At 71.1% G+C, this 20,477-nt stretch carries 15 protein-coding genes; 11 read left to right on the forward strand and 4 right to left on the reverse strand.

Going from position 1 to position 20,477, the window contains the following annotated elements; all coding sequences use genetic code 11:
- The first annotated feature begins 1 nt into the window (after nucleotide 1).
- From ACZ4IF_RS35240 to ACZ4IF_RS35260, 5 genes are all read left to right on the forward strand, one after another.
- Nucleotides 2-2,056, forward strand: a complete 2,055-nt coding sequence (locus tag ACZ4IF_RS35240; protein WP_467570407.1) for an acetate--CoA ligase family protein — start codon at nucleotides 2-4, stop codon at nucleotides 2,054-2,056.
- A 58-nt stretch (nucleotides 2,057-2,114) separates the two neighbouring features.
- Nucleotides 2,115-3,287 carry an acyl-CoA dehydrogenase family protein gene (locus tag ACZ4IF_RS35245; RefSeq protein WP_467570409.1) on the forward strand — a complete coding sequence of 391 codons (1,173 nt, stop codon included), beginning with the start codon at nucleotides 2,115-2,117 and terminating at the stop codon, nucleotides 3,285-3,287.
- 52 nt (nucleotides 3,288-3,339) lie between these two features.
- Complete coding sequence (locus ACZ4IF_RS35250; RefSeq protein WP_467570412.1) at nucleotides 3,340-4,512, forward strand: acyl-CoA dehydrogenase family protein; 1,173 nt, start codon at nucleotides 3,340-3,342, stop codon at nucleotides 4,510-4,512.
- A 138-nt stretch (nucleotides 4,513-4,650) separates the two neighbouring features.
- Nucleotides 4,651-5,550, forward strand: coding sequence for a 3-hydroxybutyryl-CoA dehydrogenase (locus ACZ4IF_RS35255; protein ID WP_467570415.1), 900 nt, complete (start codon nucleotides 4,651-4,653; stop codon nucleotides 5,548-5,550).
- A 47-nt stretch (nucleotides 5,551-5,597) separates the two neighbouring features.
- The gene (locus tag ACZ4IF_RS35260; protein WP_467570417.1) at nucleotides 5,598-6,209 is read left to right on the forward strand and encodes a TetR/AcrR family transcriptional regulator; all 612 of its coding nucleotides are present in this window, start codon (nucleotides 5,598-5,600) and stop codon (nucleotides 6,207-6,209) included.
- Nucleotides 6,210-6,700: 491 nt separating this feature from the next.
- Here the strand turns inward: ACZ4IF_RS35260 and ACZ4IF_RS35265 are convergent, their stop codons facing one another.
- A complete protein-coding gene (locus tag ACZ4IF_RS35265; RefSeq protein ID WP_467570420.1) occupies nucleotides 6,701-7,111 on the reverse strand; it encodes a hypothetical protein in 411 nt (136 codons plus the stop codon).
- 161 nt (nucleotides 7,112-7,272) lie between these two features.
- Here ACZ4IF_RS35265 and ACZ4IF_RS35270 point away from each other — a divergent pair, with 161 nt between their 5' ends.
- On the forward strand, nucleotides 7,273-7,632 hold the full coding sequence (locus tag ACZ4IF_RS35270; RefSeq protein WP_467570565.1) for a hypothetical protein: 360 nt from the start codon (nucleotides 7,273-7,275) through the stop codon (nucleotides 7,630-7,632).
- A gap of 166 nt (nucleotides 7,633-7,798) precedes the next feature.
- Here ACZ4IF_RS35270 and ACZ4IF_RS35275 read toward each other — a convergent pair whose 3' ends face one another.
- Nucleotides 7,799-8,179: a DUF2750 domain-containing protein gene (locus ACZ4IF_RS35275; protein ID WP_467570423.1), complete on the reverse strand. Its 381-nt coding sequence runs from the start codon at nucleotides 8,177-8,179 to the stop codon at nucleotides 7,799-7,801.
- Nucleotides 8,180-8,309: 130 nt separating this feature from the next.
- Here ACZ4IF_RS35275 and ACZ4IF_RS35280 point away from each other — a divergent pair, with 130 nt between their 5' ends.
- Nucleotides 8,310-9,632, forward strand: coding sequence for a lanthionine synthetase LanC family protein (locus ACZ4IF_RS35280; RefSeq protein WP_467570425.1), 1,323 nt, complete (start codon nucleotides 8,310-8,312; stop codon nucleotides 9,630-9,632).
- Nucleotides 9,633-9,871: 239 nt separating this feature from the next.
- Here ACZ4IF_RS35280 and ACZ4IF_RS35285 read toward each other — a convergent pair whose 3' ends face one another.
- Both ACZ4IF_RS35285 and ACZ4IF_RS35290 read right to left on the reverse strand, forming a co-directional pair.
- Complete coding sequence (locus ACZ4IF_RS35285; protein ID WP_467570428.1) at nucleotides 9,872-11,953, reverse strand: NPCBM/NEW2 domain-containing protein; 2,082 nt, start codon at nucleotides 11,951-11,953, stop codon at nucleotides 9,872-9,874.
- Between the two features lie 414 nt (nucleotides 11,954-12,367).
- On the reverse strand, nucleotides 12,368-13,564 hold the full coding sequence (locus tag ACZ4IF_RS35290) for an epoxide hydrolase family protein (protein ID WP_467570431.1): 1,197 nt from the start codon (nucleotides 13,562-13,564) through the stop codon (nucleotides 12,368-12,370).
- 351 nt (nucleotides 13,565-13,915) lie between these two features.
- On the opposite strand from ACZ4IF_RS35290, the gene ACZ4IF_RS35295 reads away from it, so the two are divergent.
- The 4 genes from ACZ4IF_RS35295 (at nucleotide 13,916) to ACZ4IF_RS35310 (ending at nucleotide 20,466) form a co-directional block, all read left to right on the forward strand.
- The gene (locus ACZ4IF_RS35295; protein WP_467570435.1) at nucleotides 13,916-16,696 is read left to right on the forward strand and encodes a helix-turn-helix transcriptional regulator; all 2,781 of its coding nucleotides are present in this window, start codon (nucleotides 13,916-13,918) and stop codon (nucleotides 16,694-16,696) included.
- A gap of 156 nt (nucleotides 16,697-16,852) precedes the next feature.
- The gene (locus ACZ4IF_RS35300; RefSeq protein WP_095932502.1) at nucleotides 16,853-17,284 is read left to right on the forward strand and encodes a Fur family transcriptional regulator; all 432 of its coding nucleotides are present in this window, start codon (nucleotides 16,853-16,855) and stop codon (nucleotides 17,282-17,284) included.
- Nucleotides 17,285-17,334: 50 nt separating this feature from the next.
- Nucleotides 17,335-19,548 (forward strand): catalase/peroxidase HPI, encoded by a 2,214-nt coding sequence (gene katG / locus ACZ4IF_RS35305; RefSeq protein WP_467570438.1) that lies wholly within the window; start codon nucleotides 17,335-17,337, stop codon nucleotides 19,546-19,548.
- A 102-nt stretch (nucleotides 19,549-19,650) separates the two neighbouring features.
- Nucleotides 19,651-20,466 (forward strand): DUF427 domain-containing protein, encoded by an 816-nt coding sequence (locus ACZ4IF_RS35310; RefSeq protein ID WP_467570441.1) that lies wholly within the window; start codon nucleotides 19,651-19,653, stop codon nucleotides 20,464-20,466.
- The last annotated feature ends 11 nt before the right edge of the window (nucleotides 20,467-20,477 follow it).

Raw genomic sequence — 20,477 nt, forward strand, 5'->3', positions numbered from 1 at the left:
CATGGGACGTGACCTGTCGGCCCTCTTCGACCCCGTCTCCGTCGCCGTCGTCGGAGCCAGCGACGACCCGGCCAAGTACGGTCATGCCATCGCCGCCCAGGCCATCCGCGCGAACGGCCGCCGCCCCGTCCACCTGGTGAACCGCCGCGGCGGCACCGTGCTCGGCCGCAGCGCCGCACCCAGCCTGAGCGCGATCGGCGAACCCGTCGACCTGGCGGTGGTCTCGGTGCCCGCCGCCGGCTTCGAGGACGCCGTCGACGAGGCCCTGCGTTGCGGGGCCCGGGCGATCGTCGCGATCACCGCAGGCTTCGCCGAGACCGGAGAGGCCGGGCGGACCAGGCAGCTCGCCGTCGCCGAGCGGGTCCGCGCCGCGGGAGCCGTGATGGTCGGCCCCAACTGCCTGGGAATCGCCGACAACACCACCGACCTGTTCCTCGCCTCCGACACCTTCACGCCCGGCGGCGTCGCCCTCCTCAGCCAGAGCGGCAACCTCGCCCTCGAACTCCAGCTCCGCTTCCGCCCGCACGGCCTCGGCTTCTCCCGGTTCGTCTCGCTGGGCAACCAGGCCGACGTCACCCTCGTCGACCTGCTCGCCGACTGCTCCCGGCACGAGGGCACCCGCGCCATCGCCGTCTACGCCGAGGACTTCGCCGACGGACGCGCCTTCGCCGAGGCCGCCGCAGCCGCGGGAAAACCCGTGGTGCTGCTCACCGCGGGACGCGGGGACGCCTCCGCCCGCAGCGCCCAGTCGCACACCGGGGCACTCACCACCTCCGCCGACGTGGTGACCGCCGCATGCCGCGACGCCGGTGTCGAACTGGTCGCCACTCCTCGTGAACTCACCGTCGCCCTGGCCGCACTGACCGGCGTCCGCCGGCCGGCCGGCCGCCGGGTCGCCGTGCTCACCGACGGCGGCGGCCACGGTGTCGTCGCCGCCGACGCCGTCGAGGCGGCCGGCCTCACCGTGCCCGAACTCACCGGGCCGACACGGCGACACCTGCGCGAGGCCCTGTGGGAACAGTCGGCCGTCGCCAACCCGGTCGACCTCGCCGGGATGGGCGAGCAGGACCCGGGCTCGTACGCGCGGACCGTCGCCGCGCTGCTGGCCGCCGAGGAGGTCGACGCCGTCCTGATGACCGGCTACTTCGGCGGGTACGCGGCCGCCGACGGCGGACTCGGCGGAGGCGGCCTCGTGCTCGCGGAGGGGGAGCGGGAGGCCGCCCGTCTCATCGCCGACCATCACAGCGCCACCGCGAAACCGCTGGTGGTGCAGTCGATGTACCCGGACTCGCCCAGCTGCCGCACCCTCGCCACGGCCGGCATCCCGGTCTTCGCCGCCACCGAGGACGCCGCGCGCGCCCTCGCCGCCACGGCGCCCGGCCCCCCGCGTACCGGCGTCACGCCGCTCCCCCCGGCCGCGGCCCCCTTGCGCGACAGCGGCTACATGGGCACCCGAAGAGCACTCGAGGAAGCCGGACTCGCCTTCCCGGCCGCGCGCGAGATCCACGACGAGACCGAACTGCTCGCCGCGGCCGCGGACTTCCCCGGACCCTACGTCCTCAAAGCCCTCCATCTGCTCCACAAGTCCGACGCGGGCGGAGTGGCACTGGGGCTCGCCGGCCCCGACGAACTGCTCGCCGCCTTCCGGGAGATGCACGCCCGGCTCGGCGCCCCCGCCTACTCCGTGGAGGCCATGGCGGACCTCACCGACGGCATCGAACTGATCGTCGGCGTCAACCGGGACCCGCGTTTCGGCCCGGTCGCCATGGTGGGCCTCGGCGGAGTGCTGGCCGAGGCACTGCACGACGTCGCCTTCACGCTGGCCCCCGTCTCCGCCGGCCGTGCCCTGAGTCTGCTGCGCGGACTGCGCACCGCCGCCCTGCTCGACGGCGTACGCGGCCGCCCGCCCGTCGACGTCGCCGCGGTGGCGGCGGCCGTCGAGGCGATCACCGCGTTCGCCGCCGCCCACCCCGAGATCGCCGAGATCGAGGTCAACCCGCTCCTCGTGAGCCCGCACGGTGCCCTCGCCCTCGACTCCCGGGCCGTCCTCGGCTGACCACCGCCGAAGCCCTGCCCCGAGCCCCGCCCGCCGTCCCCCGACCCAAGAGGCCCCCATGGACATGCGCTACACCCCCGAACAGGCCGACCTGAAGCGCCGCGCCGCCGACTACGCACGGCTGCTCATGCGGTACGAGGACCAGTCCGAACAGGCCGGCGGCCCGCTGCCGCAGGCACTCGTCACCGAACTGACCCGCGCCGCCATGGACGCGGGCGTCTACGCCATCAACATGCCGGCCGAGTGGGGCGGCGCAGGACTCAGCCTCCTCGACCAGGTCGTGGTGGAGGAGGAGTTCGGCAAGGTCACCAACTGCCTGTGGGACATCCCCTGGCGGCCCGCCAACGTCCTGGCGTACGGCGACGAGCGACAGCGCGAGAAGTACCTGCTGCCGGTGATCCGCGCGGAGAAGTTCGACGCGTTCGCCGTCACCGAGCCGGGCGCGGGCTCGGACCCGTCCTCGGGCACCTCCACGGCCACCCGCACCGACGGCGGCTGGCTGCTCAACGGGGAGAAGTGGTTCGTCACCTGCGGCGACATCGCCGACTTCCTGCTGGTGCAGGCCGACGCGGGTCCCGATCGGCTGCCCACGCTCTTCTTCGTGGACCGGGCCGCGCCGGGCGTGGAGATGACCCGCGTCCCGCACTTCATGCACTCCGCGGTCAACGGGCACCCCGAATTCACCTTCACCGACGTCTTCGTGGCCGACGAGGACGTGCTCGGCGGTGTCGGCAACGGCTACGCACTGACCAAGGAATGGTTCACCGACGAACGCCTGATGATCGCGGCCCGCACCGTCGGCGCGGCCGAACGCGCCCTGCAACTCGCCCGGGACTGGGCCGTGGAGCGCCAGCAGTTCGGCGCCCCGATCGCCTCGTACCAGCTGATCCAGGGCATGCTCGCCGACTGCGCCGTCGACATCGCCGTCAACCGCGCCTACACCCACCAGGTCGCCTGGGAGGCCGACCAGCCGCACACCGACCGCAAGACGCTGCACGCCAAGGCCTCCACCGCCAAGCTCGCCGCCAGCGAGGCCGCCGGCCGGGTCGCCGACCGCTGCCTGCAGATCTTCGGCGGCCGCGGCTACGACCGCACCTACCCCGTCGAGCGCATGTACCGCGAGCTGCGCGTCGACCGGATCTGGGAGGGCACCTCCGAGATCCAGCGCCTCATCATCGCCAACGAGCTGATCAAGCGCGGCACCCGCGCCCTGGCCCTGCCCACGCACTGAAACCGCTCGCCCCGCGCCCCCGTACACCCGTCACCACACAGCGAGGACATCCATGGACTTCCGCCTCACCCCGCGCCAGGCGCAGCTCAAGGCCGACGCGCGCGCCCTCACCGACTTCATCGCCGACTACGAGATCCAGTGCGAGGAGGACAACGGCCTGCCCGCGAGTGCCCACGCCAAGATCCGCGACGCGGTCCTCGACGCCGGCCTCCAGGCCGTCAACATGCCGGCCGAGTGGGGCGGCGCCGGACTCACCATCGCCGAGCAGGTCACCGTGCAGGAGGAGCTCGGCCGGCTCACCGGCGCCCTGTGGGACATGGTGTGGCGGCCCGCCAACGCGCTCCGCTTCTGCACCCCGGAGCAGCGTGAGCGCTTCCTCGTCCCGGTGATCAAGGGCGAGCGGCGCGACTGCTACGCCGTCACCGAGCCCGGCGCGGGCTCGGACCCGCAGAACCTCGCCACCACCGCCACCAGGAACGACCACGGCTGGGTGCTGAACGGCGAGAAGTGGTTCGTGACCGTCGGCGACCACGCCGACTTCATGATCGTCCTCGCCGCGGCGGGCCCGGAGCGCGCCCCCACGCTGTTCCTCGTCGACAAGGACACCCCCGGCATCGAGATGACCCGCGTGCCGCGCTTCATGCACACCTTCGTCTACGAACACCCCGAGTTCACCTTCACCGACGTGCAGGTCGGCGAGGACGCCGTGCTCGGCGGCATCGGCGAGGGGTACGACATCACCCGCTCCTGGTTCACCGAGGAGCGTCTGATGATCGCGGCCCGCACCACCGGCGCGGCCGAGCGGGCACTGGAGCTGTCCCGGGACTGGGCGGTGGAGCGCGAGCAGTTCGGCGCCCCGATCGCCTCGTACCAGCTGATCCAGGGCATGCTCGCCGACTGCGCCGTCGACATCGCCGTCAACCGGGCCTACACCCACCAGGTCGCCTGGGAGATCGACCAGGCCTCGGCCGAGGACCGCAAGACACTGCACGCCAAGGCGGCCATCGCCAAACTCTCCGCCAGCGAGGCCTCGGGCCGTGTGATCGACCGCTGCCTCCAGATCCACGGCGGCCGCGGCTACGACCGTACGTACGCCGTCGAGCGGCTCTACCGAGAGCTGCGCGTCGACCGGATCTGGGAGGGCACCTCCGAGATCCAGCGCCTCATCATCGCCAACGAACTCGTCAAGCGCGGCACCGACGTCCTGGACCTGCCCGTCGCATGACGCGCCCGGGGCCGGGGCCGCGTCGTGCCCCGGCCCCGGGCAGCCCCTGTCCGGGGGCTGCCGCGTCCCGGGCCGCCGGCGGCCCCACCCGGCCGGACGGCACCGGCACAGTTCGCCACACTTCGGAGAGGAAGACGGATGACCGACATCGAGCGCGTGGGGGTCGTCGGCGGCGGCCTGATGGGCGCCGGCATCGCCGAGGTCTGCGCACGCGCCGGCGTGCCGGTCACGGTCGTGGAACGCGACGCGGAGGCGGCCCGTGCGGGGCTGCTGCGCATCACCCGCTCGCTCGACCGGGCCACCGCGCACGGCAGGCTCACCACGCAGGAGCGTGACGCCGCCACGGGCCTGATCACCGTGACCGACGAGATCGAGGCCCTGACCGACCACGACCTGGTCGTCGAGGCGGTCGCGGAGGACGAGGCCCTCAAGCTCGACGTCTTCGCCCGCCTCGACTCCGTGATCACCGGCGACCGCACCATCCTCGCCACGAACACCTCCTCCATCCCGGTCATCCGGCTCGCCGCCGCGACCGGCCGCCCCGACCGAGTCGTCGGCGTGCACTTCTTCAACCCCGTACCGGTGCTGCGGCTCGTCGAACTCGTCCCGTCACTGCTCACCTCGCCCACCACCGCGGCACGGGCCGAGGCCTTCGTGACCACGACCCTCGGCAAGGAGGTCGTACGCACCCGGGACAAGGCCGGATTCGTCGTGAACGCGCTGCTGGTGCCGTATCTCCTCGCCGCCGTCCGCATGGTGGAGTCGGGCAGCGCGACCGTCGAGGACGTCGACCGGGGCATGGTCCTCGGCTGCGCCCACCCGCTCGGCCCGCTGGCCCTGACCGACCTCATCGGTCTGGACACCACGCGAGCCATCGCCGAGTCTCTGTACGCCGAGTTCCGCGAACCCCAGTACTCGCCGCCCCCACTGCTGTCCCGGATGGTGGAGGCCGGCCTGCTGGGGCGGAAGTCGGGGAGGGGTTTCCACACCTACGACGAACGGCATCGGGAGGGGGCGACCGCGGCGGGGCCGAGTTGAGGGAAAATGGTCTTGGCGTACGACCACCGAACGAGGGGAGCCGCAGGGTGTCCACGAAGGTGCGCACGGCAGACACGCGCGAGCGCATCCTGACCGCGGCGTGCGAGGTCATCGCCGACATCGGCTTCGAGAAGATCCGCATGCGCATGGTCGCCGAGCGGGCCGGAGTGTCGACGGCGCTGCTGCACTACCACTTCGACACGCGCGAGAAGCTGTTCACCGAGGCGATGACGCACTCCTTCGCCAACACCGCCGTCGACGTCGAACGCGACGCCGAGTCGGCCCCGGCGGCGGTCATCCTGGCCCGCATCGTGCGCAATCTGCTGCCCAGCGATCCCCAGCTGCACCAGGACTGGAAGCTGTGGCAGGAACTGTGGGTGAGGGCGCTGCGCGACGAGACCACGCGGGTCTTCGCCGTCGACCTGTACGCCCAGCTGCACGCCTGGGTGTCCGACGCGGTACGGCGCGGCATCGCGACCGGCGAGTTCACGCCCACCGACGTGGACGGCCTCAGCACGCTCGTCCTGTCCCTGTGCGACGGTTACGGCATCCGCCTCATGCTGCGCGACCCGACCCTCACGCTGGACATGGTGCTCGCCGCCGTCTGGCGCCATGTGTCCACCGCGCTCGGCCTGCCCGAGGCGGTACCGACGGAGTGACCCGGGGTGCCGGGGGAGCCGTCCGGTCGGTGACCGCAGGATCAGGGTGCCGCCAGGCGCGGGCCGACGCCTCGGGGAGCTTCGGTCGGCTCCGGTCGCTCTCGGCGGCCAGGTGCTCCCGGAAGAAGAGTCCACCAAGCGCGGGTATGAGGTGACGCTGCACGTCGTAGAGGACGTGGGCAGGGAGACCTTCTGCGATCTCCTGGGGTTCCCGCCGCTGGACCCCGATGACGAGTTCGGTCGGACGCCGGCTGTTACCGATGATGCGGCAGGCGCGATGGCTGAGGCTGAGCGTCGAACCGGAGCGGTCCGTCATCGCTGGGTGAATGCAGGCATGGCCGGAGACGAGTACCTCGACTTCCTCCGTGCGGGGCGTCCTGCAACGTGAGGTCGGCGGAGTCTCAATGGCCCAGGCAAGTCCTGCTGGTGGCGGGGCCGGCCCAGAGGGTTTCAGCAGCCGCGCTTCCGGAGGTCGCTTGTGATCGCAGACATCACGGTGCCCCCTGGTCCGGAGACAGCTCGGAGACCGGGCGTTCGCCCTGTGGGTCGTAGCCCTCCAAGCCGGTCTCGCGTTCGATGATCGCCGCCAGTGCGTACACGAGGTCCAGGATGCGTTCCGCCTCCTCGCCTGTGTGCCAGTACGGCACCGTGATCGCTACCTCGTCGATGAAGACCGACGCCTGGATCCCGGTGGCGTGGTGCGTCAGCTCGCACGTCTCGCCGTTCTCGAAGAGATCGATCTCGCCGAGCAGGTTGCGGGCCTGGGGCACGATGCGTTCCCACGCTTCGATGAGCCCGGGCAGTACCAGTCCCTCGACGTCGTCATGGGCCTCCAGCGCTTCGAGAGCCTCATCCCAAGACTGGCCCGGGCTCCGGTCGAGGAAGTGGATGTCGTAGCTCACGGCGGCATCGTAGAGCTCCGGCCCTGCACCATCTCCGGCAGCCAGGCAGTAACGTCGGTGGGGTCTCAATGACCGAGTCAGGTCGCCGACCGCCCTGGGCCCTTGTATACGAACCATGGGCAGCAAGGTCGCCGTACCGCAGGATCCCGGTGGGGGTGACCATGGAACGGCATGTGCTGGAAGAGCTGTTGGCCGGTGACGACGAGGTGTCCGCGGCTGCTCTGGCCGCCCTCCGCGGCGGCGCCACCTACAGCGTGTGGGATACGACGCATCCCGCAGAGCGGCATGCCGGGGTCTTCGCACGCCGACTTCGGCGCATGCGGCTGCGCGGAGTCGAACCTCTTGGGCTGGAACGAATGGTGGAGCTCCTCCGCGAGCATGCCCGGCCGGTGAGCGGAGGGATGATCGATTCCGTCGATCAGAATTGGACCTTCCTGTGCTACTTCACCGAAGACGGCAGCGCACTGGTGGCCTGCGCCCGCCTGCAGCGGTGGGTCCAGCCATCACCGGCTCAGGAGTGAGGCCGGGCGCCCCGCTGCTTCTCTGTCATGGGCAGAGGCCGAAGTCGTCCTGCGCACCCGGGTTCCCCGTGAGTCCCCGTCCGTTCTGGCACGAGAGTGGCACGACCTGGGGTACGTGCTGCGTCACGTCGATCGGGCACGGATGGGGCACACGCGGATCGCTCGCTCAATCGGAGACCTGTGCCGGCCCGAGGGAAGACTCGCCGAGCGCGTGGGTAAGGCGATTGATCACCTCGGGGACGGTGAAGCTCCATCCGACCAACCGCGGGCCCGACCAATTGATCCCGACGAGAAACTGTCCTTCGGCCAGGTCGGGTAGCTCGGCATTGCGCCAGTGGTCCAACGTCCGAGACTCGACTCGAAGGTTTCCGCCCCAGAGCTCGACTGCTCGTCTCGCGCGTGCGGCCGTGGACCAGAACGGAGCTGATCGCCGTCCGCTGGAGTCCATCGGGGCAGGGCTGCCGGCATCGTCGCGTACGAACCAAACCGTCCGCTCCAGCGCGACGTCCCGGAAGAAGGCGGCTGCTTGGGCTCCGCTCTGGCTCACGGCTCCAGAGAGTAGCAAGAGCGCTGCTTCGTGGATGGGCTGCGCTCGGGACAGCGCCGCTGTTTCGTGTCACCTTGCGGAGTGCCACCTCCCGCCGGGCGGGTCCGGAAGACCATGCGAGAGTGGGCGCATGACAGCACCAGAGTCCACGGTTGTGGCGGTCGACGAGGTCGAGGGACTCGCGGTGGAGGGCCTGCGGTGGCTGACCGAGGAGGCACGGGAAACCGCCGGCGGAGGCCTCGCCTGGACGACCAGGCCCTCGGACGACGAGCGCAACCCGACGCTCTACTCCGGTACGGCCGGGATCGTCCCCGTGCTCCTGGAGGCGTGGCGACACTTCGGCGACGACTCCTACGCTGCCACCGCCCTGCGCGCGGCCCGCAGCCTCGCGGACTCCGTCGACGGCATCGACGACGACTCCCTCTACTTCGGTCGCACCGGAATGGCCCTCGCCCTGCGGGCCGTTCACGACGAACTCGGCGACACGGCCGCCGGCGCCGCCGCGGACCGCGCGCTGGAACTCGTGCGGTCACGCTTCGACGGGACGCGCTGGGGCGAGCTGTTCGAGCTGATGGGCGGCAACGCGGGGATCGGCCTCGGCGCGCTCGTGGCCGGCGACGCCGACCTGGCCGTCCTCGCCGTGGAGCCGTATCTGCGGACGGCGGAGCAGACCGCGGCGGGCGTTCAGTGGGCTCATCGCACGGGCATCGACTCCCGTCTGCACCACATCTCGCACGGCACGCTCGGCATCGTCCTGGCACTTGCCCGGGTCGGCCGGGCCACCGGCCGTACGGACCTGGTCGAGCTGGCCCTGGCCGGTGCCGCGGATGTCGTGGCGCGTGACGAAGCGGGGCCGGAGGGCTTTCTGGTGCTGCACTCCACTCCGCAGTACCGCCCCGATGTGATCGAGCCCGTCAGCTACGGCTGGTGCCACGGCCCGGCCGGCGACGCCCAGGTCTTCCGGCTGTTGCGGGACGTCACGGCGGACCCCGTCTGGCCCGCCCTGGCCGACCGCTGCTGGCACACGGTCACCCGGTCCGGCCTGCCCCAGCGGCTGCGTCCCGGCTTCTGGGACAACAACGGCCGCTGCTGCGGCACCGCGGGCGTTCTCGCCCTGGCCTGCGACCGGATCGTAGAACAGCAGGACCCGTACGACTTCGCCGACGTCCTCGTCGCGGACCTGGCCGCCCGCGCGATCCGGGACGCCGACGGCGCCCGCTGGTCCAACTTCGACCACCGGGGCACCCCGAGCGACCTCGAACCGTGCACGGGCTGGGCCATGGGCAACGCGGGCGTCGTCCGCGAACTCCTGCGCTTCGTACGGCTGAACCGCGGGGGCGATCCCCGGTACGCGTTCGCCTGGCCGGACCAGCCTCCGGTGCCCGCTCGGGGCACGATCGACCGCGCCGGTGCCGACCCAGGCCCGAGTACGGCTGATGTCGCCGCCCAGTGACACATCCCTGCTCACACGGAAGCATGTTGGCGTCGCCGTCAGGCAGCGTCGGCCCGGGATGGACTTGAGAACCGTCGTGGCAGCGAGGTCACCGTGAGTTCAAGTCCCACACCCACCGCAGATGAACGGCCCCCGACCAGGTAACCCGTTCGGGGGCCGTTCTCGGGACGGTTCACGTCAAGGGCGTCGGTACGGCCGTGGCCGGAGAGCCGAGGGCGCGCAGCCCCGTGAGAGCCGAATCAGCAGGTGGCATTCAAACCGGCCCAGTCGGCACGGTCGTTGTAGCCGCCGTCTCCGGCGTCGCCGACCACCAGGTCGAGCACCCGGACACCGGTCAGGTCGATGTCGGCCTGGCGGACGTCGTCGCGGCTCAGCACCCCGCTGTCGAACAGCACCCGGCCGTCACCGATGACCTGGAAGGTCGACGTGCCGCCCTCCGGGCCGACGTTGCGCACCGCGTCGTCGATGCCGACGGTCGTGGTCAGCCGGGTGCACCGGTCGCCGAGGTAGTAGCGGACCGTGGAAGGTGAGGCGACCCCGATACCGGTCGGATGTACCTGTCCGAGCATGCTGATCGGCGTCCAGCCGCCGACGCTCCGGTCGACCGTCGGGCTCATCCATCCGCTGGTGGCGCTGATCCAGTCGTGGTGCGACAGGGCGACGTCGCCGTCCGGCGCCGCCGGTGCCACGACCAGCGACGTGGCCGTCTCCTGCCGCAACCGCCCCTTGCCGGTCACCTCGTAGGAGGTGGTGGCGGTCAGCGCGGCGCTGCCGGGCGCGGCGGTGGCCGGCAGGGTCACCGTGAAGGCCAGCGTCACGGAGCGGTCGGACGGCAGCAGCTTCGGCGCTCTGCCGAGCGGGCGGGCGGTCCACCCGGCGGGCGCCGCCAGCTCGACCCGCGGCGTGAAGACCGGTCGCGCACCGTCGTTGCGGACGGTGACCTCGACCCGGGCCTGGTCGCCGCCGGCGACCACCGGGGCGACCCCGGCCGGCACCGCGTCGCCATCGACCTCCGTCACCTGCGGCAGGCCGGCGACGACGTGCGGAACGCCGGGCTTGCCCGTTGCCCGGGCGACCCGGAACAGGGCCGCACCATGGGCCGGGACGGCGGCACTGATGGTGCCGGCGCTCTCGGTGACCTGGTCGGTCCAGGCGTTCTTCAGGGTGAACCGATCCCCGGTCAGCCCGACCGACGACGCCTTCGTGGTCAGGGTCGCGGGGCTGTCGCCCCGGTTCAGCAGCACCACGGCGCGGTCACCGTTCGCCAGCCGCTTCACCCAGGTCTCCGTCGTGCCCGCCGGGCCCACGCGGACGGCCTGGACACCGGCGGGGTCCTGGTCGATCGCGATGACGTCGCGGTCCGATAGAATCCCGAGCGAGGTCTTGCTGAGCTTGCGGACGTCGCTGCCGATCATCAGCGGCGCGGCCGCCGCCGACCAGAGCGTCATCTGGGTACGGAACTCCTCGTCGGTCATCCCCAGTTCGGGTCCGAGGTAGTCCGGGTCGTTGAAGTGCCCCGGCCCGGCGGCCTCGGGGTGCCGCGCGTTCGCGTCGTAGTTCCGCAGCACGTCCTTGTACTTGATCTCGCCGACGAAACCGACATCCGTGTACGTCCGCCAGGACTGCGCGATCGCCGGCGCGTAGGACCAGGAGTACGTCGACTGCTGCTCTTCGGGGTAGTTGCCCCAGTCCGGGGAGGTCACCGGGTTGCAGAGGTTGAAGATCATGGGGCGCTTGCCGGCGTTGTTCCGCAGCGCCTGCGCGAACTCGGTGTAGACGGTCTTCGGGTCGAGGTCCGCGGCGATCCCGCAGAGGTAGTCGGCCTTGACCGCGTCGAACTCCCAGGCGGCGAACTGGTCCGCGTCGTGCTGGTAGTGGCCGTGGCTGCCGAGTCCGCACTTGCCTGGAATGTAGGGGCCGGCGTCGGTGTAGATGCCCGCCTTCAGGCCCTTGGCGTGGATGTAGTCGACCAGCGGCTTCAGCCCGTTCGGGAACTGGTCGGGGTTGGCCACCAGGTCGCCGGCCGAGTTGCGCGGGGTCGGTGCCGCCCAGTTGCCGTCGATCCAGACGTACTGGTAGCCGGCGTCGCGCAGTCCGCTGCTGACCAGGAAGTCGGCAATCGACTTGACTTCCGCCTCGGTCGGGTCGCCACCCAGTGCGTAGTAGGTGTTCCAGCCCATGTAGGGCGTCGGGCTCAGCACCTGCTGAGACGCCGGCGCCGTGACGGCGTCACTGCCGGCCCGGGGGACGGCGTGGGCGGGTGCCTGCACGACCAGCAAGCCGGTCAGGAGAGCCAGGAGGACGGTGAGATGTCGTTTCACATCGGATCCTTCGCTGTCCGATCAGGCGTGCCGAACCGTCCCGGTCGTGAGTCTGAGGCACCGCTGCCCGGCGGAAGGTGCGGCGGTCGTTCCTAGGACCAGTCAACGCCCGCTCGCCTACGGGTTGGTTGCCAGGATCTTGCAGCGGTCACCGGCGCACGTCAATAATAATTCCTAAATTAATAGTTAGTGAGGGGCTCGCGTTCGGTACCCCAACTGCCGTCTGCGAGGCGTTACATGACCTGGAACGAACAGCGTGCCGGTGCACCGGGTGCCGACAGGCAGGGCGTTCGGAGCCCGTGGTGGCCCTGTCGACCTCCACGAACGCCCCGCGGGGCGGCCGGACGGACCCGGAGTCGGGTCGCTCGGCCGCCTCGCGGGGCCGGTGCCTGCGCAGGCGTCAGGCGTGATCGGTCACCGCAGGCTTCGCAGGCCCGTGCGGATCTCGTTCACGAGGAGCTCCGGCTGCTCCCAGGCGGCGAAGTGGCCGCCCTTGGGGAGCCTGTTGTAGTGGACGAGGTTCGGGTAGGCCTGCTCCGCCCAGCTCTTGGGGGCCAGGTACATCTCGTCGGGGAAGACGCTCACGGCGACCGGGAGAGAGACGCCCTTGACCCCGAAGAAGGAGGTCTTGTTCTCCGCGTAGAGGCGAGCCGCGGAGACCGCCGTGTTGGTCAGCCAGAAGAGCGTGATGTTGTCGAGGACGTCGTCCCGGGTCAGGCCCTCCTTCACGCCGGCGAAGGACCGGGAGATCATGGCCAGGCTGGCCGCGTCGTGGTCGAGCAGGAAGGCCGCCAGGCCGACGGGGGAGTCCACCAGCCCGGTCAGCGTCTGCGGGCGCGACGCCATCAGGTAGGCGAAGTACACGTGGCGGTACACGAAGTCCAGCTGCTCCACCGCCGCCTTCTCCTCGTCGGAGAGCGACAGGCCCGCGGGCAGCGGATTGCCCGCGATGAGCGCGGCATCGATGGCGGGCGGTACGACGCCGGCCATGTTGGTGTGGATGCCGATCAGGCCCTCGGGTGCCTGGACCCCCATGTGGTCGGCGATGATCGCACCCCAGTCGCCGCCCTGGGCCGCGTACTTCGTGTAGCCCAGGCGCTTCATCAGCTCGCCCCAGGCGCGTGCGATGCGCTCGGGACCCCAGCCGGTCGAGGTGGGCTTGCCCGAGAAGCCGTAGCCGGGCATCGACGGGATGATCACGTGGAAGGCGTCCGACGCGCTCCCGCCATGGGCGGTGGGGTCGACCAGCGGCTCGATGATCTTCAGCTGCTCGACGATCGAGCCCGGCCAGCCGTGTGTGACGATCAGCGGCAGGGCGTCCTCGTGCTTGGAACGGACGTGGATGAAGTGGATGTCCAGGCCGTCGATCTCGGTGATGAAGTGCGGCAGGGCCTTCAGCTTCGCCTCGACCTTGCGCCAGTCGTACTCCGACGCCCAGTAGCGCGCGAGCTCCTTCATCGTCTCCAGCTGCGTGCCCTGCGACTGGTCCGCGACGGTCTCCTTCTCGGGCCACCGCGCCGCCTCGATGCGCGCACGCAGATCATCGAGTTCCGCCTGGGGGAACTCGAACGTGAACGGCCGGATCTCGGGAATGCCGGGAGTGGCGGACATGTGAATCTCCTTGCTGTCGCCGGCGACCCCGTGCCGCCGGCTCGTCCACCATTTCCGAGGTCGGGCCTGCATCGCCCCCGGGAAACCCCCGGGGTTGGTCCCGTGGCTGAACCCGGGGGCAGCACTCGCGGCGGAGGCGACGCACCCGTGGATCACGCAGGGGTACCGACAGTCGCTGCCTGCTGATCAGGGAGCCGCAGTCTCATATGGGCGTCAGTCTCATATCGGCTGAAAATGTCCGCAATGTACTACGGTGACAATGGTGATGTCCGAAGGGGTCATGCCGAGCTGACCGGTCGCTTCGGCCGGCCGCGGGCAGACACACCAGGCAGCGGGGTCAGGAGATCGACTATGGGCGTGCCCGGCATCGATGCTCAGGCCGGACTGCTGGGGCGGGACCGGGAGCTGGGCGCGCTCGAGCGGGTACTGGCCACGGCGCGGGCGGGCAGCAGCGCGGTCCTGGTCCTTCGCGGCGAGGCGGGGATCGGCAAGACCGCCTTGCTGGACTACGCGGCCGGCCGGGCCGTCGGGTTCCGTACCGCCGCCATCGCGGGCGTCGAGTCGGAGATGAGACTTCCCTTCGCGGGCCTTCAGCAGTTGTGCACGTTCACCCGCGCGCTGGGCCGGCTTCACGAGCTGCCGGGGCCGCAGCACGATGCGTTGTCCGTGGCGTTCGGACTGCGGGAGGGCGAGCCGCCGAATCGGTACCTGGTGGGCCTGGCCGCGCTCGATCTGCTCGCCGGCGTCGCCGAGGCCCAGCCACTGGCCTGCCTCATCGACGATGCGCAATGGCTGGACGGGGAGTCGATGGAAACGCTGGTGTTCGTCGCCAGGCGGTTGATGGCCGAACCGATAGCGTTGGTCTTCGCCCTGCGAGAGTCCGACGACCATCGTGAGCTGACCGGCCTGCCGGAACTGATCCTCGACGGCCTGAGCGAGCGCGACGCACGGAGCCTGCTGGCTTCGGCTCTCCCGGTGCCCCTCGACCCGCTGGTGCGGGACCGGATCGTCGCCGAGGCCCACGGCAACCCGATGGCCCTGCTGCTGCAGCTGCCGCAAGCCCCCGCGGAGCTGGCGGGCGGATTCCGGCTTCCCGGCGGGCGCCCCTTGGCGGGCCGCATCGAGGACGCCTTCTACCAGGAGTTCCGATCACTTCCGCAGGACGGCCGGCGACTCCTGCTGACCGCCGCGGCGGAACCGACCGGCGACGCGCGCCTGCTGTGGCGCGCGGCCCGCCTGCAGGAGATACCGCAGGACGCCGCAGCGCCGGCCGAGGCCGCGGGGCTCGTCGAATACGACACCGTGGTGCGGTTCCACCACCCCCTGGTGCGCTCGGCCATCTATCGGCGGGCGCCTGCGCCGGATCGCCGTGCGGCACACCGGGCACTGGCGGAGGCCACCGATCCCCACCTTGATCCCGATCGCAGGGCGTGGCACCACGCTCACGCCGCCACCCAGCCGGAGGAGAGCGTCGCCTTCGACCTGGAGCGCTCGGCCGGCCGGGCGCGAGGCAGGGGAGGGAACGCCGCGGCAGCCTCGTTCCTGCGACGGGCGGCGGAACTGACGCCCGATCCCGTACGCCGTGTCACCCGTGCACTGGCCGCCGCCCAGGCCGCGATCGACGCCGGCGCGGCCGACCAGGCCTGCACGATGCTGGCGGCAGCGGAGGCCGGCCCTCTGGACGACCTGGGACGCGCTCGAATCGAGCGGCTGCGAGCCCGACTGGTGTTCTCCCAAGTGCGAGGGGGCGACGCGCCCCGGCTCCTGCTCGACGCGGCACACCGGCTGGCGCCTCTGCATGCCGCCCACGCCCGGGACACCCTCCTGGAAGCGGTCGGCGCGGCGATCTTCGCCGGCCGCCTGAGCGAGGGCCCCGGACTGCGGGAGGTGGCCGAGGCGGCCCGCGCCGGACCGTCGCCGCCGACGCCACCGCGGACGGTCGACATTCTTCTGGACAGCGTGGTCGGCCGGATCATCGACGGCTACGCCGCCGGCGTCGCCCCTCTCCGACACGCACTGCACGTCGTCCAGCAGGAGCAGGCGTCCGGCGCGACGGATACGGACCGGCGCTGGCTGTGGCTCGCCTTCCGTCTGATACCCGAGCCTCTCGCGTCCGAACTGTGGGACGACGACGCGTGGTACCGACTGGCGATCGGCGCCGTCCGCATCGCCCGCGAAGAGGGGGCGCTCACCGTGCTCCCGATGGCACTGACCTACCAGGCGTTCACCCACGTCCACGCCGGCGAATTCGACACCGCGGCGGCTCTGATCGACGAGGCCACGACGATCTCGGACGCCGTGGGCGGCGTACCCATGATGTACACGTCACTCGTCCTCGGCGCCTTGCGGGGCCAGGAGGACCGGGCGAGGCATCTCATCGAGGCCACCGTCGAAGAAGTGCGGGCCAGGGGTGAGGGGCGCAGTCTGGGCCTCGCCGAGTACGCAACCGCGGTTCTGTACAACGGCCTCGGCCGCTACGACGCCGCGCTGGCAGCGGCGACGCGCGCGTGCCAGTACGAGGACCTGGCCTTCTTCGGGTGGGCACTGTCCGAACTCGTCGAGGCGGCCGTCCGCAACGGGCAGCCGGACATCGCGGTGGCGGCACTGGACGACCTCACCGAGCGCACCCGCGCGAGCGGAACCCGGTGGGCCCTGGGGGTAGGGGCCTGCGCGCGTGCCCTGGTGGCCGACGACCAGGCTGCCGAGGCGTTCTACCAGGAGGCGATCGAGCATCTCGGAGGCTGCCGCATCGCCATTCATCTGGCCCGTGCCCGACTGCTGTACGGCGAGTGGCTGCGTCGTCGTAACCGCCGCCAGGAGAGCCGTGTTCAGCTGCGTTCCGCCTACGAGGCGTTCAATCGGTTCGGGGCCGACGGCTTCGCCGAGCGTGCCCGCAAGGAGCTCTTGGCGACCGGGGAGACCGCACGCAAGCGGACGAACGGCACGGACGCCGAGCTCACCGGCCAGGAAGCCCAGATCGCCAGGCTGGCCAGGGACGGACACACCAACCAGGAGATCGCCGCCCAGCTGTTCATCAGCCCGCGCACGGTGGAATGGCACCTCGGCAACGTTTTCGCGAAGCTCGGGGTCAGCTCTCGAAGGCAGCTTCGCTCAGTGGTGTCCCGTCCGTGACCGGAGTGGAGGGCGGCTCCGGCAGGCTCCCGGGAGGGACCCCGGCACCTCCCGGTCGCCGCGACGGCCAGGACTCGGCCGGGCAGGTGCACGACACCAGACTGGCACGGTTCGTTTTCTTGAATCGTTCGTGTTTAAGGGGGTAGGTTCGGTGCCATGACCGCATCCCGGAATCCGTCCACCGCCCAGGAGCTGCGCGGTGCCGGCCTGCGGGTGACGGCGGCCCGTGTGGCACTGCTGGAGACCGTCCGCGACGGTGACCACCTCGGTGTCGAGGCGATCGCCTCCGGCGTGCGCGACCGCGTGGGCCACATATCACTTCAAGCCGTGTACGACGCCCTCCACGCACTCACCGCGGCGGGACTCATACGCCGCATCGAGCCGGCCGGGAGCCCGGCCCGCTTCGAGGGGCGTGTCGGGGACAACCACCACCACGTCGTGTGCCGCTCGTGCGGTGCGGTCGCCGACGTCGACTGCGCGGTCCGTGAGGCTCCGTGCCTCACCGCGTCCGAGGACCACGGCTTCGCGATCGACGAGGCCGAGGTCATCTACTGGGGCCTGTGCTCCGCCTGCTCTGCCGCTGCCTAGTAACGCTTAGTTCCTGAACAACGTGATCCGCCCAGCCCGGAAGGATTCCCATGTCTGAGAACCATGACGCAATCGTCACTGACGCGAAATCGGAGGGCGAGGGCGGCTGCCCGGTCGCGCACGGCCGTGCCGCGCACCCGACCCAGGGCGGCGGGAACCGCCAGTGGTGGCCGGATCGCCTCAACCTGAAGATTCTTGCCAAGAACCCCGCCGTGGCCAACCCGCTCGGCGAGGAGTTCGACTACGCCGAGGCGTTCAACGGTCTCGACCTCGCCGCCGTGAAGCGGGACATCGCCGAGGTCCTCACCGATTCCCAGGACTGGTGGCCCGCCGACTTCGGCAACTACGGCCCGCTGATGATCCGTATGGCCTGGCACAGCGCGGGCACCTACCGCATCAGCGACGGCCGCGGCGGCGCCGGCGCCGGCCAGCAGCGCTTCGCCCCGCTCAACAGCTGGCCGGACAACGGCAACCTGGACAAGGCCCGCCGCCTGCTGTGGCCGGTGAAGAAGAAGTACGGCAAGAGCCTGTCGTGGGCCGACCTGATGGTCCTCACCGGCAATGTCGCGCTGGAGACGATGGGCTTCGAGACCTTCGGCTTCGGCGGCGGCCGTGCCGACGTGTGGGAGGCCGAGGAGGACGTCTACTGGGGTCCCGAGACCACCTGGCTCGACGACCGGCGCTACACCGGCGACCGCGAGCTGGAGAACCCGCTCGGCGCGGTCCAGATGGGCCTGATCTACGTCAATCCGGAGGGCCCGAACGGCAACCCGGACCCGATCGCCGCGGCGCGCGACATCCGTGAGACGTTCCGCCGGATGGCGATGAACGACGAGGAGACCGTCGCCCTCATCGCCGGCGGTCACACCTTCGGCAAGACCCACGGCGCCGGCCCGGCGGACAACGTCGGCGCCGACCCCGAGGCCGCCCCGATCGAGGCGCAGGGCCTCGGCTGGGCCAGCACCTACGGCACCGGCAAGGGCGGCGACGCGATCACGTCCGGCCTGGAGGTCACCTGGACCACCACGCCGACCCAGTGGAGCAACGGGTTCTTCAAGAACCTGTTCGAGTACGAGTACGAGCTCAGCCAGAGCCCGGCCGGTGCCCACCAGTGGGTGGCGAAGGACGCCGCGGAGATCATCCCCGACGCGCACGACTCGTCGAAGAAGCACCTCCCGACGATGCTCACCACCGACCTGTCGCTGCGCTTCGACCCGATCTACGAGCCGATCTCGCGCCGGTTCTACGAGAACCCGGAGGAGTTCGCGGACGCCTTCGCCCGCGCCTGGTACAAGCTGACCCACCGTGACATGGGCCCGAAGTCGCTGTACCTCGGCCCGGAGGTCCCGGAGGAGACCCTGCTGTGGCAGGACCCGCTGCCGCAGGCCGAGGGCGAGGCCATCGACGCCGCCGACATCGCGGCCCTGAAGGCCAAGCTCCTCGACTCGGGCCTGACCGTCTCGCAGCTGGTCTCGACCGCGTGGGCGTCGGCCTCCACCTTCCGCGGCAGCGACAAGCGCGGCGGCGCCAACGGCGCGCGCATCCGCCTGGAGCCGCAGCGCGGCTGGGAGGCCAACGACCCCGACCAGCTCGCCTCGGTGCTGCGCACCCTGGAGGGCATCCAGCGCGAGTTCAACTCCGGCGCCAAGAAGGTCTCCCTGGCCGACCTGATCGTGCTCGGCGGCTCCGCCGCCGTGGAGAAGGCCGCCAAGGACGCCGGCATCGTCGTCGAGGTCCCGTTCGCGGCGGGCCGTGTCGACGCGACCGATGAGCACACCGACGCGGAGTCCTTCGCCGCGCTGGAGCCGACCTCCGACGGGTTCCGCAACTACCTCGGCAAGGGCAACCGCCTGCCCGCCGAGTACCTGCTGCTGGACCGCGCGAACCTGCTCACCCTCAGCGCCCCGGAGCTGACGGTCCTGGTCGGTGGCCTGCGTGTGCTGGGTGCCAACCACCAGCAGTCGAAGCACGGTGTCCTCACCGAGACGCCGGGCGTGCTGACCAACGACTTCTTCGTCAACCTGCTCGACCTGGGTACGACGTGGAAGTCGACCTCCGAGGACCAGACCACGTTCGAGGGCCGTGACGCCTCCGGCGCGGTCAAGTGGACCGGCACCCGTGCCGACCTCGTGTTCGGCTCGAACTCCGAGCTGCGCGCGCTCGCCGAGGTCTACGCGAGTGACGACGCGAAGGAGAAGTTCGTGAACGACTTCGTCGCCGCGTGGGCGAAGGTCATGGACCTCGACCGGTTCGACCTGGTCTGACGGCACCGGGTGTCCGGGCCGGCCCGCGGGCCGGCCCGGACACCCCCGTCCCGCAGGTCGCGGCACCGTCCTTCCGGCGCGATGTCTCCAGGAGAAGGAGCCATGACCGCACCGCGCACCGCCGAGTCCGTCCGCACCACCCCGCAGGGCCTGCTCTGGGAGCCCAGCGAACGCTGGGTGCGCGGCCGCACGGGCGACGTCACCGTCGTCGACAGCCGCCACCCCGTCCTCGTCTGGGAACCAGGAGTGCCCGTACCGCTGTACGCCTTCCCGCGCGCGGAGGTCCGCGAGGACCTGCTCCGCCCGGCCCGGAACCCGCGGACCGGCACCCACACCGGATCGCGGATCTTCTACGACCTTCAGACCGACGGCGCCCTGCTGGAGAACGCCGCCTGGACCTTCCCCGCCGACGACCTGGCCGGTCACATCGCCTTCGAGTGGTCCCGGCGCACGGGCCGCGGGCTGGACCACTGGTACGAGGAGGACGAAGAGATCTTCATCCATCCCCGTGACCCGCACAAACGGGTGGACGCCCTGCCCAGTAGCCGCCACGTCCAGGTCGAGATCGACGGCACCCTCGTCGCCGACACCCGGCGCCCGGTCCTGCTCTTCGAGACCGGTCTGCCGACCCGCTACTACATCCCCCGCGAGGACGTCCGTCTCGAACTGCTCACGCCCACGGACCACAGCAGCGGCTGCCCCTACAAGGGGACCGCCGAGTACTGGTCGTGGCGCGGCGCGGCCGACGTGCCGCCGGACGTCGTCTGGAGCTACCCGGAGCCGCTGCCCGCGGTGGGTGCCGTCAGGGGACTCCTGGCGTTCTACAACGAGGTGGTCGACATCGTCGTGGACGGTGAACGCCTCGCGCGGCCGTCGACGCCCTTCACGCGGGGGTTGTCCCGGCGGCCGACCGCCTGAGCTCCCGGGTC

The organism is Streptomyces sp. NPDC025784 (genome assembly GCF_055558435.1).